This window comes from Paenibacillus allorhizosphaerae, assembly GCF_042659105.1.
GTDB lineage: Bacteria > Bacillota > Bacilli > Paenibacillales > NBRC-103111 > Paenibacillus_G > Paenibacillus_G allorhizosphaerae.
Genome location: NZ_JBHSRV010000003.1, coordinates 197,784 through 212,534, shown reverse-complemented (window position 1 = coordinate 212,534; position 14,751 = coordinate 197,784). Strand labels below are relative to the sequence as shown.

General features: G+C 47.1%; 12 protein-coding genes. 7 read left to right on the top strand and 5 right to left on the bottom strand.

Going from position 1 to position 14,751, the window contains the following annotated elements; all coding sequences use genetic code 11:
• Window positions 1-43 precede the first annotated feature (43 nt).
• Window positions 44-1,363 carry an ABC transporter substrate-binding protein gene (locus tag ACFQI7_RS14255; RefSeq protein ID WP_218097587.1) on the top strand — a complete coding sequence of 440 codons (1,320 nt, stop codon included), beginning with the start codon at window positions 44-46 and terminating at the stop codon, window positions 1,361-1,363.
• Between the two features lie 60 nt (window positions 1,364-1,423).
• Here ACFQI7_RS14255 and ACFQI7_RS14250 read toward each other — a convergent pair whose 3' ends face one another.
• Window positions 1,424-2,191, bottom strand: a complete 768-nt coding sequence (locus tag ACFQI7_RS14250) for a DeoR/GlpR family DNA-binding transcription regulator (RefSeq protein WP_218097586.1) — start codon at window positions 2,189-2,191, stop codon at window positions 1,424-1,426.
• 281 nt (window positions 2,192-2,472) lie between these two features.
• Here ACFQI7_RS14250 and ACFQI7_RS14245 point away from each other — a divergent pair, with 281 nt between their 5' ends.
• Both ACFQI7_RS14245 and ACFQI7_RS14240 read left to right on the top strand, forming a co-directional pair.
• Window positions 2,473-3,303, top strand: coding sequence for a metallophosphoesterase family protein (locus ACFQI7_RS14245; RefSeq protein ID WP_218097585.1), 831 nt, complete (start codon window positions 2,473-2,475; stop codon window positions 3,301-3,303).
• Between the two features lie 58 nt (window positions 3,304-3,361).
• Window positions 3,362-4,561, top strand: a complete 1,200-nt coding sequence (locus ACFQI7_RS14240; RefSeq protein WP_268966808.1) for an MFS transporter — start codon at window positions 3,362-3,364, stop codon at window positions 4,559-4,561.
• Between the two features lie 132 nt (window positions 4,562-4,693).
• On the opposite strand, the gene ACFQI7_RS14235 is transcribed toward ACFQI7_RS14240, so the two are convergent.
• Window positions 4,694-5,596, bottom strand: a complete 903-nt coding sequence (locus ACFQI7_RS14235; protein ID WP_218097583.1) for a LysR family transcriptional regulator — start codon at window positions 5,594-5,596, stop codon at window positions 4,694-4,696.
• A gap of 183 nt (window positions 5,597-5,779) precedes the next feature.
• Between ACFQI7_RS14235 and ACFQI7_RS14230 the strand changes: the two genes are divergently transcribed.
• The 4 genes from ACFQI7_RS14230 to ACFQI7_RS14215 all read left to right on the top strand — a co-directional run bounded on the left by ACFQI7_RS14230 (window position 5,780) and on the right by ACFQI7_RS14215 (window position 10,875).
• The gene (locus ACFQI7_RS14230; protein WP_218097582.1) at window positions 5,780-8,965 is read left to right on the top strand and encodes a bifunctional cytochrome P450/NADPH--P450 reductase; all 3,186 of its coding nucleotides are present in this window, start codon (window positions 5,780-5,782) and stop codon (window positions 8,963-8,965) included.
• Between the two features lie 189 nt (window positions 8,966-9,154).
• Window positions 9,155-9,700 carry a CBO0543 family protein gene (locus tag ACFQI7_RS14225; protein WP_218097581.1) on the top strand — a complete coding sequence of 182 codons (546 nt, stop codon included), beginning with the start codon at window positions 9,155-9,157 and terminating at the stop codon, window positions 9,698-9,700.
• A gap of 95 nt (window positions 9,701-9,795) precedes the next feature.
• Window positions 9,796-10,464, top strand: coding sequence for a DUF4309 domain-containing protein (locus tag ACFQI7_RS14220; RefSeq protein WP_218097580.1), 669 nt, complete (start codon window positions 9,796-9,798; stop codon window positions 10,462-10,464).
• Window positions 10,465-10,656: 192 nt separating this feature from the next.
• A complete protein-coding gene (locus ACFQI7_RS14215; RefSeq protein ID WP_218097579.1) occupies window positions 10,657-10,875 on the top strand; it encodes a hypothetical protein in 219 nt (72 codons plus the stop codon).
• A gap of 155 nt (window positions 10,876-11,030) precedes the next feature.
• On the opposite strand, the gene ACFQI7_RS14210 is transcribed toward ACFQI7_RS14215, so the two are convergent.
• From ACFQI7_RS14210 to ACFQI7_RS14200, 3 genes are read right to left on the bottom strand one after another with little or no spacing between them, the layout of a single operon-like run.
• Entirely contained in the window at window positions 11,031-12,116 is a 1,086-nt protein-coding gene (locus ACFQI7_RS14210) for a GerAB/ArcD/ProY family transporter (RefSeq protein ID WP_218097578.1), read from the bottom strand.
• Window positions 12,117-12,160: 44 nt separating this feature from the next.
• The gene (locus ACFQI7_RS14205; RefSeq protein WP_218097577.1) at window positions 12,161-13,318 is read right to left on the bottom strand and encodes a Ger(x)C family spore germination protein; all 1,158 of its coding nucleotides are present in this window, start codon (window positions 13,316-13,318) and stop codon (window positions 12,161-12,163) included.
• The gene (locus ACFQI7_RS14200) at window positions 13,315-14,748 is read right to left on the bottom strand and encodes a spore germination protein (RefSeq protein ID WP_230414714.1); all 1,434 of its coding nucleotides are present in this window, start codon (window positions 14,746-14,748) and stop codon (window positions 13,315-13,317) included. The genes ACFQI7_RS14205 and ACFQI7_RS14200 overlap by 4 nt, the downstream gene beginning before the upstream one ends.
• Window positions 14,749-14,751 lie beyond the last annotated feature (3 nt).

Here is a 14,751-nt window from a genome sequence, read left to right as displayed (position 1 = left end):
AGATTCATACGCCGAATGTACCGATGATAACGGAGGGGATCGAATGAGAAAGAGAAACATGTACGGCAGCGTGCTGATCGGGCTAACCGTTCTCGTTGTGTTAACCGCTTGTTCGTCAGATAACCAGCCTGCTGCCGGACCGGAGTCAGCTCAGCCAAACGCCAATCCGTCCGCAGGTACCGAGTCCGCCAATCTGGTCATTTATTCCGGAAGCGGCTGGACCGAGGAGGCGTTCAACGAGAAGTTCGGCGACGCAATCCGTAAAAAATTTCCGCAGCATACCATCAAGTACATTCAAAGCACAAAAGGAACAGGGTATGAAGATCTGATCACAGCCGGGCAGCAGATCGACATCATTTGGGAATCGATCGGCAACTTTGCCAATATGCTGCAGTACAATATCCAGACAGATATGACGGCGCTCATCAAGAAGCACAATATCGATACGAGTCACATCGAACCGACGATGATCGAAGCCGTGAAGGCCATGTCGGACGGCAAAATGTATGTGCTTCCTGTCGTTAACAATACGCTCTCTCTTTATTACAATAAGGACATCTTCGATAAATTCGGAGTGCCGTATCCGAAGGACGGGATGACGTGGGACGAAGTGTTCGATCTGAACAAGAAGCTGACTCGCGAGGACGGAACGTTGAAATACGTCGGACTCGGCATTTCCCAAAGCCATTATTTCGACATCAATCCGCTCTCGCTGGCCAAAGTAGATCCGAAAACGTTCAAGCCGATCATCAATAACGACAAGTGGAAAGTACTGCTCAGCACGTACTCGAGACTGGGGGAAGCGTCTGGATACAAGGAAAAGGTTCAGGAGCTGAAGGGGATCCCGGGCGTTAACAACTTCGTCAAGACAAAGGATACGGCGATGCTGGCCGGACTTGCCAACATGCATATGACGCAGGACGTATCCGAGCTGAATTGGGACTTTGTCACGTATCCTACGTTCAAGGAAGCGCCGAACGTACACCCGCAGCCGTATCCGACGTATTTCGGAGTGACCGCAAGCAGCAAATACCAGGATCAAGGGATGCAAATCATTAAATTTTTGCTTTCCGATGAATACCAGGCGTGGGTATCCCGCGGGGGCACGCTGCCGGTGGTGAAAACCGCCGCGGTCATTAATGGATTTGCGCAAGATACCAAATTTAAAGACAAGAACGTGAAGTCCGCTCTCTACAGCTCATTCGCCCCGATTTCGGTCAAAACGATATACGACGGTCCGGTAACGACGGCATACAGCAGCAAGCTCGCCGATCTTACGCTCGGCAATATCGATTTGAACACGCTGCTGCGCGGGGCGGAAGACGAAGCTGCCAAAGGAATCGAGGCCCTGAGAGTAAAATAAAGCCAAATGAATAGAAGACCCCATTTTCCCGAGATTTTACAAGCGGGTAAGAGGGGTCTTTTATCCGTTCTGAATGATGGTGACCCCATATTGCTCATATTTTCGCAAGATTTCCCGGTCCAGGGTACGGTTCGTCACGAAAGCATGGATATCGTGAATATCGCACACATTCATGAAAGACACCGTCTCGAACTTGCTTGAATCGACGACGGCAATCGCTTTCTTGCTGCTGCGGATCATCGCTCGTATGACGGAAGGCTGGCCTTGCCGGAAGTCGGTTAGCCCCTTTTCCAGCGACACAGCGTTAACGCTTATAAAAGCGGCATCAAGATTGTAGCGGCAAATTTCTTCCTCGACAGAGGCGCCATATAACGCAAATTCCTCATTATTTAATGTCCCGCCGAGGATGATGATCGTAAAATCTTTATTTGAAGCTAATATTTCCGCCACTTTCAAGCAGTTCGTCACGATGGTCAGCTTGGCGAATTTGGCAACTAATTGCTTAGCCAGTTCCATATTGGTCGTGCCGGCGTTCATCGATATAGCCTGATTTTCTTTAATCATCTGAGCTGCTACTGCGGCGAGCTCCTGCTTTTCCTCAATGTTGGCCGTCTTCCTCCGGGAGAACGTCTCGTTGGTGACCCGTTCTTCTTTCATCACAGCTCCGCCGTGGACGCGGCTTAACTTGCCGGCTTTTTCCAAAGAATCCAAATCTCTGCGCACCGTATCAATGGACACGCCGAGGATCTGCTTCAGATCGGCAATCGACGCATGGCCATTCTTTTCGATTTCCGACATAATTCGTTTATAACGTTCGGGAGCCAGCATGGAATCACCTTTTATTTTATCGTCAGTTTGATTGAATATATATTAACAAAATCGATGCAGCAAAGTAAATGACTTCTCAGTGGGCAACGCGAAAAAACGGCAAAATAAATATTAAAAACGCAAAAAACTGCAAAAAGCTGTTGAATGATGCATGATGATGTACTATAATGGGACCTGCAGGCAGGAGGATACGGAAATGGGCATGAGGCGTAAGCATCCGAAACCAAATGCCGCAACACCTTTGGAGTATCGACGATGAAAACATGGGGAGAGGGTATGGTATGAAGCTGGTACTTATGGGCGATTTTCACTATCCCGTCATGGAGCACGGGACGCCGGAGCTGCTAGAGGCGCGTCAGCAATTTTTTAGCGGTATGATTCAAGCGTTTTTGCAAATCGAGGCGGATTATCACATTTCGTTAGGCGACTTCACGAACGAAGGTTTTCCGGAAGAATTTAGCTTTGTGTTTGAACAAATCCGCGGGTGCAAAGAAGCCCGTCAATTTATTCATGTACTTGGCAATCATGATACCTACAACATACCGAAAACCGAAATCTTGTCGATCACCGGACAACAACGTTACTGCAGGATGGAGACGGAAGAGGCTGTTCTCGTTTTTCTTGATACGACAAAAGAGATGAGCCCTAAAGATTACGGCGGAGAAGTCGATCCGGAACAAATGGCTTGGCTGGAAAACGTACTGCAGCAGTCCGCTGACAAGCCGGTGTTTATGTTCGGGCATCATCCGCTTCCGGATACGACGGCCTTATCGGATCGGAACATGCTCCGCATCCATCCCGAGTTTGACGTTTGGTCTGCCATGCAAAAAAAGTCTGGCCGCGGGTATTACTTCTGCGGGCATAATCACGTCAATTCGATTGTGAATAGGGATCAATGGCATTTCGTACAAACGGCTGCGTGCCTTGATATACCGGCATTTCGTATGATTGAATACGTGAACGGGAAGTTATTCGTAACGATGATTCATATCGAAGATAAGCAGCTTCTGGAGCTGGCGGCATTGGTACGCGTGAATATGAAACGATTCAAACCTAAAGCAGAGGCGGCCGGATTCGATGCGGATCAAGCTTTGACGATCTTACACGGATAGCATAAAGGAGCCGATACGCATTAGTAATGTTGGAAAAAACAAAGTCATCGCCGTTTCGTTGGTCACGGCCATCTGCCTGCTGGGCGATTCGATGCTTTACGTTGCTCTTCCAATTTATTGGCATCAAACGGGGCTTATGTCCCTATGGGAAGTTGGTCTTATATTATCGATTAACCGGTTCGTTCGATTGCCCTTGAACCCGGTCATGGGATGGTTATATACGAGAATCTCACTGCGAACGGGGCTGCTTGTTGCTGTGGCATTATCGGCATTGACTACAACCGGGTACGGTATCGCTCAAGGGTTATGGATGTGGCTTATACTGCGATGCATCTGGGGGTTTGCCTGGTCTTTATTGAGGCTGGGCGGGTTAATGACGGTGGTTACGACAGCGGAAGATCACAATCGCGGATACTTAATGGGGACTTACAACGGGCTTTACCGTTTGGGGAGCTTGTTCGGGATGCTTCTCGGAGGGGGTGGGGCCACTCTTATCGGAATCGAATGGGTAGCCATCATCATGGGAGCGATCTCCTTGTTAGGCGTACCGTTGATCCTGCTATTTGTACAGCCTCGGACAGCGGCGGATCCTTCCCGCTCCAAAGCGGTTCATTCCGGATCGCTGAATTGGAAGTCCCCCGCTTTATGGAAAGTCATGAGCAGCGGCTTTCTCGTCTCCTTATTATTTCAAGGTGTGCTGACGTCAACGTTAAGCTTTCTCATTGATTACAGATTTACAGAGGAGGTCCGCATTTGGGGGATTACTCTGGCGGCCGCAACGTTATCCGGTATAATACAAGCGAGCCGTTGGGCGTGGGAACCGTTCCTTGCCGTTAAGTTCGGCCATTGGTCGGACGGGCCCAATGGCAGGATGCCTTGGTTTTGCAGTTTTCTAATCATCGCAGCCTTCGGCTTTGGCTGCATACCAATAGTCATGTCCATTTACTGGTGGATTCCTGTAATGCTGCTTGTCATGATTGCAGCTACGGCGCTGACGACCTTGATGGATACACTTGCGTCCGATTGTTCAAAAAATACGCATTCCATCTCTGTTATGACATTGTATTCGGTAGTTCTCGATTTTGGCGCCGCGGCGGGTCCGATGCTAGCCTTCTTGCTTCTAACGCTGCAGAACGGTTTGTTGTATACGTATTGGGGTGGAGCCCTTATTTTCTTCTTGTTGTGTATTCTTTGGTTCGAAAAGGATACGTTCCGCGATCATTCAACGATAACATCAAGTGCCGCAAGGAATGGATGAAAATCGGAATGGCAAGAGCGGCAACCATTTATAGCTAATCAAAACAGCAGCAGGCATGGATTTTGGAAAGATCCTGTCGTGCTGCTGTTTTCATATGACAACTATGCCGGCAATCCAAAAGAGGGAAGTTCATCAAACCCTATTACCCTTATGATCCCACGCTTTATGAATAGCGTAGGCATAAAATGTATTCGCGGCGGCCGGCAAATAACGGTCCTTTATTCTCGAGATCCCCGTTGTAACGGTACAAACCGGATCCGTAATGTTCAGAACATGAAGCCGATCTTTAATGATGTCGGAAAATTTTTCCCAAAGCAGGCTCGGGATGAACGAGATTCCCAGACCGAGACTTACCATTTCTCCTATGACAACCGAATCGTTTCCCTCGAATGAAATTTTGGGAGTAAATCCGGCTTTTTGGCAAAGACTTTCCAGCCCGTTGGCTGAATCGTAGATCGCGTTTCCGCTAATGAACTTTTCTTCGGCCATTTCCATAAGTCGGATTTCTTTACGTTGAATAAAACGTTCTTCTCTTGGCACCAGCAGCAACAATTGTTCCGAAAATAAAGGGTCCCACTCAATATCGGGGCCTTCGACAGGTTCGGAGGAAATGCACAAGTCGATATCGCCTTTTTCTAGCAGATGGTACATATTGATGTCGCTTCGCAAGTACTGACGGATCCGCACATCAGGATATTGGCGCAGAAAAGACGATACCAAACTCGGAAATATGCTGACGTTGGTTGTAGCGATAGACACCGATCCCGTTTCTAACCGAGCCAGGTCGTTAATTTTTTTCTTAGCTTGATCCAGCTCCAGAAACGAGCGCTCCAGATGGGCTAGAAAAATCTCGCCGTATCGATTAAGCCGAATATGACGCCCCTTTCTTTCAAATAGAGGGACGCCGATGTCCTCTTCCAATCGGGAGATCGTTCGGCTGAGTGCCGGCTGTGTAATGTTTAATTCCTCGGCAGCCTGCGTCATGTGCTCCAATCGAGCGACCGTTTGAAAATATCGAAGTTGCTGCAATTCCATTTTCCACACCCCATAGATTAACTCAATGTAATGAATGTATGCTCAATTATACATTGGATAGTATCAATCTTCCCGGTTAAAATAAACATAATGAGTAAAATTTTTTGGGATCGATTCACCGAATGACTCATCACACTGCCACTATCGCATATTGGTTAACGATATTGGAGAGGAGTTTTGTTTATGGACAATCGGATGCCGATTCCCCAGCCGAAAACATATGGCGTTCTAGGGAACATCCCCTTAATTGATAAGGATTCGCCTACACTGTCTTTCTGTAAACTTGCCGACGAGTACGGCCCTATTTTTCGATTCGAAGGATTCGGAAGATCGGTGCTCATCGTCTCCGGACCCGACTTAGTGGCCGACGTATGCGATGAGTCGCGTTTTGACAAAGGCATCGGTCACATCCTGAAAGTGCGCGATTTTGCCGGAGACGGTTTATTCACCAGCTTGACGGAAGAACCGAATTGGAAAAAAGCACATCACATTTTGATGCCTGCTTTTAGCCAGCAAGCCATGAAAGGGTACCACGGCATGATGCTGGACATTGCGCTGCAGCTGGTTCAAAAATGGGCGCGATTGAATCCGGACGAAAGCATCGACGTTCCCGAGGATATGACGCGGCTTACACTGGATACCATCGGATTATGCGGCTTTAACTACCGTTTCAATAGCTATTACAGAGAAACGCCCAATCCATTTATCGTTAGCATGGTACGCGCGCTGGATGAAGCCATGCATTACGGCAACCGGCTGCCGATTCAAAACAAGCTGATGATTAAAACTAAACGTCAGTACGAACGCGATATTCAATCGATGTTCTCCGTCGTAGATAAGATCATCGCAGACCGTAAAGCAAGCGGCGATCAAGGAGAGACCGATTTGCTCTCCCGGATGCTGCACGCGAAGGATCCCGAAACCGGAGAGCGGCTTGATGACGAGAATATACGGTATCAAATCATTACCTTTTTAATCGCGGGTCACGAAACGACTAGCGGTTTGTTGTCATTTGCAACGTATTTCCTGTTGAAACACCCGGATGCGTTAAAAAAGGCTTACGCAGAAGTGGATGAAGTGTTAACCGACCCGCTGCCGACGTATGAACAAGTGTTAAAGCTGAAATATATTCGAATGATTTTGAATGAAGCTTTACGCTTATGGCCAACCGCGCCTCAATTTAATTTGTTCGCCAAGGAAGACACGAGGATTGGCGGGAAATATCCGATTGCGAAGGGGGAGGGTGTATCCGTTCTTATTCCCCAACTTCATCGGGATAAGGGCGTATGGGGGGCAGATGCGGAACAGTTTCGCCCTGAGCGGTTTGAAGACCCTTCGCAGGTTCCGAACTATGCGTATAAACCTTTCGGAAACGGCCAGCGCGCTTGCATCGGCATGCAGTTCGCTCTACACGAAGCGACTTTGGTGCTTGGCATGATCCTTAAACAATTTCAACTGGTAGACGCGATGAATTATCAGTTGAAGGTAAAGCAAACGCTGACGTTGAAGCCGGACGGCTTTAAGATACGCGTTCAATTGCGTGATAAGAACAATGCCATTGCGATCACGACGAAGCCTGAAGAAACTGCCGCCGCTGTCTCTATGCAAGAGACTCCGATGCAGAAGGCTTCCATCATTGGGGTAAACAATAGACCGCTTTTGGTCCTATACGGTTCCAATATGGGAACAGCCGAGCGGATTGCCAAAGAACTGGCGGACATCGCCCGTCTGCATGGCATTCGGAGCGAAGCGGCGGCCCTTAACGATCGGTTGGGCCAACTGCCAAAAGAAGGGGCCGTATTAATTATCTCCTCTTCTTATAACGGCAAACCGCCAAGCAATGCGCGGCAGTTCATTCAATGGCTGGAACAGGTTGAACCGGGTGAGCTTAACGGCGTTCACTATTCGGTATTCGGCTGTGGGGACCGCAACTGGGCCGCTACGTATCAAGAGGTGCCGAGATTCATCGACGAGAAGCTGGCCGAAAAAGGGGCTACACGGTTCTCGCAGCGCGGAGAGGCCGATGCGAGCGGAGACTTCGAAAAGCAGCTGGAAGCATGGAGGAGTCAAATGTGGCTCGATGCGATGAAGACGTTCGATTTAAAGCTGAACGAGAATGCGGAGAAAGAACGGAGTACCCTCAACATTCAGTTTGTCAACGGCTTTGCCGAAACGCCCCTTGCACAATCGTACGAAGCGATTCACGCCGTTGTTGTGGATAATCGCGAACTTCAACAACATGGGAGCGAACGCAGCACGCGGCATATCGAGATCGAATTGCCTGAGGGAGTGACGTTTCACGAAGGCGATCATCTTGGCGTGTTTCCTGACAACAGCGAAGAGAATGTCAACCGGGTTCTTCGGCGGTTTGGTTTGAACGGTATAGATCAAGTAATATTGACGGCAAGCGGCGTCAGCGCATCCCATCTGCCATTGGATCGGCCCGTATCTCTTGGAGATCTGCTCAGCCATAGCGTAGAGCTGCAGGAACCCGCAACGCGGGCCCAGATTCGTGAAGTCGCCGCTTATACGGTGTGTCCGCCGCATAAACGGGAATTAGAGGCATTGCTGGCGGAGGGAATTTTTGAAGAACATGTCAGGAGAACGAGGATCTCGATGCTTGATCTGATTGAAAAATACGAAGCATGCGAGATGCCGTTTGAGAAGTTTTTGGAGCTGCTGTCCCCGCTGAAGCCAAGATATTATTCGATATCCAGCTCGCCGCGGGTACACGCGGAACGCGCCAGCATTACCGTCGCGGTGGTTCGCAGCGCTGCAAAGAGCGGACAAGGCGAGTATCGCGGGGTGGCCTCGAATTATTTAGCCGAGCGCAAATCCGGCGATGACATCGTCATGTTCGTTCGTACGCCGGAATCCGGATTCCAGCTCCCGGAAGATCCACAGATCCCTATCATTATGGTGGGTCCGGGGACGGGAGTAGCGCCTTTCCGCGGATTTCTGCAGGCTCGCGATATGATGAAGCGGGAAGGAAAACCGCTAGGGGAAGCTCATCTTTATTTTGGGTGCCGCAACGATGCGGATTATATTTACCGTGAAGAACTTGAGCAGTTTGAAAGAGACGGAGTGGTTAAGCTCCATACGGCAACCTCACGTATGGTAGGCGTGTCGAAAAAATACGTGCAGCATTTGATGGCAAAGGATTCAGCAGCGTTAATCCGCATTCTTGATAGCGGAGGGCGGCTTTATGTATGCGGTGACGGCAGCAAAATGGCTCCGGAAGTAGAAAACGAGCTGCTAAACGCTTATATTCAGGTCCACGGCGTCAGTAAGCAAGAAGCCGAACAATGGCTAAGTCAACTTCAATCGAATGGAAGCTATGCGAAAGATGTTTGGGCACATAACGGCTGATCCCGTATTTCATGCCTGGAATCCGATGATTTCAGGCATGATTTTTTTTTGCCGGACCTCTCATAAACCAACCAAGTCCAATCTTAAAAATCGGCTTGATTACATCATGCGATAGGGCATCAGTACATCCCTTTTTGGGGCATACTTTTACCATTATTTCAATAGTTGCCTGAATTTGGAGGGTGTTTCGTGCTAAAGGTTATTGGTGAGTATTGGGCGGCAGTCATATTTCCACTCTTATTAGTATTTGCTTCTTTGTTTATCGTTAAGGATTGGAAAAATTGGAGGTATTATTACCCTACCATATTGTTTACGATTGGCGTAAGTTTGGTTGTTTCCGTTCTTACCTATGAACACTGGCTTTGGTATTTTCACAAGGCACTGTTCATCCCCAATCATACCCTCAATGATCTTTGGATTAATTTTACACAATTCCCTCTGATATGCTTTATGTTTCTGTCACGTTATCCCTATAAGTCACGTTGGCTCATGCAAGCAGCTTATACTAGCATTTGGGCAGTTATAACGTCGTTAATTGAAGGGGTGTTCGTCATTTTGCAATGCACAACTTATCATAACGGCTGGAATTGGGGGTGGTCCGTGTTGTTCTGGTTTGTCACGTTCCCTACGCTGCGACTTCATCATTCAAAACCGTTCTTCGCATGGCTGGTGTTTGTTATAAGCGCCATGTTGGTGATTCCTTACTTTCACATTCCCATTACGCAGCTAAAATGATCCGAGTTCAGACGGGTCTTGCCTCGAATGAGCAACATGAACTGCAACTTTAAGTTCGTACAATGCGTCATTTTGTAGAAGGAGCGTGGTGAGCTTTGAAAAAAATTATTTTAGGGTTAATTCTCGGGATTGGTTTAACCGCGACAACGGGCGTATTCGCCTCGAATATCATCCAAACAACTTTGTTTCCTGCCAAATTTTTATTTAACGGGGCCCCAAAAGAAGCGAATGGGAACGAATATGTAGTTTTAAATCATAACGGTCACGTTTATGTACCTGTTCGTTTTGTTGCAGAGTCCATGGGGGCACTCGTCAAATACGAAGATACGACCAAAACGATTTCAATTGATCAAACGAATCTAAGTAAAAAACTGCCTTTGGATAAAGACTTCTTCTCGTACGTTTCAGAAGGCAAAATCAAAGGAATTGAGTTTGGAATAGGCTCCAATAAACAAGATATTGTGAAAGAGTGGGGAGATCCCCAAAAAACAGGAAGCTGGCAAACGCCATATTATTCATGGTTTGATTATTATTATTTCTTTGGCAACCCGGATGAAAGCGTCAGCGCCATTCGCGTAGGCGGAGATACCGTCAAATATTCAGTCGTTGATGTGAAGAAAATCATCGGCGGGCCAATAGACGAAGGAGTAAACGATGTTGAAAACGGGTGGTATCTGTATTACGAGGCAGGAGAGTACCAAGTGTTTTTTAATGCGGATAGCAAGAACGGCATGATTCGGTATATGACCTTAAAGAAGAAATGAAACACATATCATATCATTGAGCTACTTCAAGTGCGATCGCTGCGACGATAGGAAGTTTAATCGCAACCGAAGGGGTTAAAAAGATTCGTAAATAGATGGATAGCATTTTTTCTATGCCTCGTTTTCACTTGGTATAATTTAACATAATTTCGTAAACCCTTAGAAGGAAATAATGTAGGAGGTTGAGAAACGATGCCGCAGGAAGATCAGCAACAACAATTAGAGAAAAAAATACAAGAGGCCGCGCAGCAAGCCCAGCAGGTGACGCAGCAAACGGAGCAGCTGACACAAGACGTGAATGTTATGAAGTTAGAGCAAATCCAAAAGCAGGTAGAGCAAAATTCGAATCAGCTGCAGCAGCTTCAACAAGAGATGCAGAAATCGGATCCCTCGTCCGATCAAAAGCAGTAACGCAGTGACACGTTTGAGAAGGGTAAGGATTTGGTTGTTTCGCTAGAATAGTGATCACGAACAAGTTGCATCCAATGAAGACTCGCAGTCCGATGTTGTGAGTCTTTTTTTGTTTTTTGAATCAACATGCGGACGCTAGCGCCACAGCCGAAGGATCATTGCTTCACCGAGTTCTTTTTGAATACGGAAATGATCCATAATAGGAGGGGAATCCCGACCCCGCAAACAGGGAAAATCATGGATGACCAAAGTTTGTCGTACAATGTAAGGGTCGTCTCGTCCGGAATCAAAAGAGCCAAAATATAAACCGCCGGCGCTCCGAACCAAATCGTTCTCCGCCAGCTTTTCCCGCTAAACCAATTCGTCAATTCGTAGCTGGCGATGAACAAATATAATGACAATTGGGCGGATACTCCGAAAATCCAAATAAACATTATGAATATATCGACATTCTGTATGAAATTCAGTATATCGATCGTTCGTACATACATAAAGTAAGGAAATCTTATTTTGGCAGATAAATTCGGACCGAAAATCAACAGAACCATAAGAGTGGAAGCAAAAACCAGAAAAGCGGTAGTCACTACACCTAACACAGACTTTGAAAGCGCTTTTTGCGGCTCTTGCATAAAAGAGACGATAACCAATGTGGTAAATGGGCCCGAGAACCAAAAAGCAGGAGCAAACGAACCTTTTAAAATATTCAACCATCCGGAATCAAAATAAACAGGCAATACATGATGCCAGTTCACATTGCCTACATTAAGTATGAAACTGACAATCAATGTTAAAAAAATAATCGGTCCCATGATTTCGCAAAAACGGCCGATTCCCATAATCCCTGCAGAATAGACCATATATATCGTGACGCCAATTAAAAGTACCATGATCATCCAAAGGGGCGTACTGTCAACAAGAATAAGATGTAAAAAGTCTGCAAAGGATCGTAGTAAAGCAGCAGACAACATATACCATACCACAAGATACGGCAGCACAATGATTCTTCCTAACCATTTGCCCAGCATAGCTTGGCTATATTTAGTCAACGTTTGATTGGGATGAAGCGTGCTCAAATGAACAAAGAGATACGTAAAGGCTGCGCCGATGCCTCCCCCAATCAACATCGAAATCCACGCATCTTGTTTGGATATGACGATCGCCGGCGAAATTCGTAGCCCAATCATCGCAATGACTTCCGTCGTTACAATAATCCAAAATAGTTGCGACCCGGACAACTTCATGATTCTTTACACTCCTCTACAACGATATACAGCCCGGTCCAGGATTATGGCATTCCTACAATAGGCGAACTGGTTTGGCCCGGATCCTTGCATCGAAGTTCTACTTTCACCGCAACTTGAAGTTGAGAAAAAGTCTCGCCCCAATCTTGTTTCAAGGTTTTCCACTGTTCAGGATTTTGTCGATGAACAATTTCACCAAAACCGAAGATGTCGGTCTTGTACTGCTTCTGTACTTTCTCGACGAGCTGTTGTATCGATTTCTGAGTCGATTGACTGAGTTCGTCTTGTATGATTTGAAGATCTTTTCGCTGAGACGGATCCAGATTCGCATTGTTTTCGACAATGGTTCCTTTTCCAGTGAGACGCAGGTCAATCTGTAATCGATCATTGACTTTTTTTAATCGAATACGTCGACCTAGTGATTGCAGTCTCAAACTGACGGTTCCATTTCCTTGCGGAATGAATGAAGTGATGATAGAGCCCGTTTGTTTGCCTGTAATCCAATTAGCATAAAAAGATTCTTTGGGATTCAAGAATCCTGCCAATTTTAAGCCATTGTCTTTGTTTAATATCGCAGATCCAACATAAACGTACTTCTTTGAGGCCGTTAAGCTGACCGCCGGCAATAGGGGCTGTGTTCCTTGACTCAAAGCATCGGATAAAAAAATCCGGTAATAATACGGTATCAAATTTAACGAGGCTTGTTCATTTACGAGCGCCGTTGCTGAAAAAGGGTCAAAAATCGGTTCGATCGAAAGGAGGTCTTTCGCATCTCCGCCCTTAACGACATATATCATTGAGCGCATCTCCGATTGAGGATTACGAATAATCATGTCGATAAAGCTGCTGACCCCATACTCCGCCAATCGTTGTCCGACGAGAATGGTTTGGCGATGGCCGTAAAACAACTGCCGGGAAAGCTGTGACTGCAGGTGTTGTCCCGCATCCATAAAGTTCTTTCCGGTAGCGGTCACGACACTGAAGCTTTTTTTATTTCCAGCGCCGCCGGCATTGTCTTGTCCGCCACCGATGGCTGCGGGAATCGCTATTTGTGAGCTTATTTCAAATTGACCGTCATGGGTGAGATCCATTGCAGCCCCGGTTATGAAAGCGAGCTGATTCGGTTCCCGAAGATCCCAGCAGCCGGTTGAGACCGATACCGCCAGAAGCAATACGATACAAAGCTTCCCTGCGCTCTTCATGGACGATCCGCCTTATGATTAGGTGCAGTAAGTTTGGCTGGTTTACGAGGCCACCGCATTAACACGTCCTGCAGCCCGCGAGGGTTAAACGGAGCGGCAGGAGCGAGAAATGGTGTCCCGAATGAATTCAGTTGAACCATGTGAATGATGATCACAATGATCCCGATGGCTAAGCCTAATAAACCGAATGCTCCGGAAAGCATTAATAACGGGAATCTTAATATCCGCAAAGGATAGCCCGCTCGATATCTCGGAATGACAAACGATGCGATGCCTGCAGCCGATACGACAATGACAATAGGCGCGGAAATGATTCCGGCGCGGACCGCCGCTTCGCCGATGACTAGTGCCCCGGCGACGGTCACGAGCGGACCGATCTGTTGCGGCAAGCGGATTCCCGCTTCCCGTAAGCCTTCAAACATCAGCTCCATGATAAAGACTTCAATCACGGTTGGAAACGGGGACATTTCGCGGAGCGCCGCAATGGTCACCATCAGTTTTGGAGGCACCATCTCCGGATGAAAATTGGTTAATGCAACATAGATCGAAGGAAAAATAACAGAAAAGAAAATAAACAAATAACGAATCCAGCGACTAAAGTTTACAAACAATAATCGTTCGTAATAATCGTCAGGCGCCTGTAATCCGCCCCAAAACGTTATCGGGGCTACAAGAACGAATGGAGATCCGTTAGTCATGATGGCAAACTTCCCCTCCAGCATTCCGGCGGCAACCACGTCCGGCCGCTCGGTGCTCCCCAGTTGGGAAAAAGGAGAAAAACGATTCTCCTCTATGAATTCTTCAATATACCCCGATTCCAGTATTCCATCGATTTGTATTCGGCTTAAACGCTTCCGGACTTCGTCTAATACAGTAGTGGAAACGATTCCTTCTATATAGGCGAGGACGATATCGGTCTTCGTCAAGTTTCCGAGTTGCATAGTTTCCAATTTCAGCTTGGGTGTCGGCAATATTCTGCGCAGCAATGTGGTGTTCGTCCGCAGATGCTCGGTAAAGCTTTCTCTGGAACCCCGAAGAGTAATCTCGCCGGAAGATTCCTCTACGCTTCGTGTTTCGAACATGGAGACATCCGCGAGAAGGGCAATGTCATCTCCATCGGCTAGTATGGCGAGGTTTCCTTTTAAAATGTGTTCCGTTATTTCTTTAAAGTCGGATAGCTTCTTGATCTGCAGGATGGAAAAAAGATCCTCATGGAGCATTTGAGCGACACTGTCGATGGTCCCGAGACCTTGAGGCAGCCCGTCGTACATTAGTGGTCTCAGAACGTTGGACATGATCATGTCAGCATTGATCATTCCGTCAACGTAAATCAACAGCAGCTTGGGAAAGCTTTGGACATTTATTTCGCGAAGCTGAACGTCAGAGCAATGTTGAAATATATCTTTTAAAATTAGCTCGTTCTCAGCAATGTT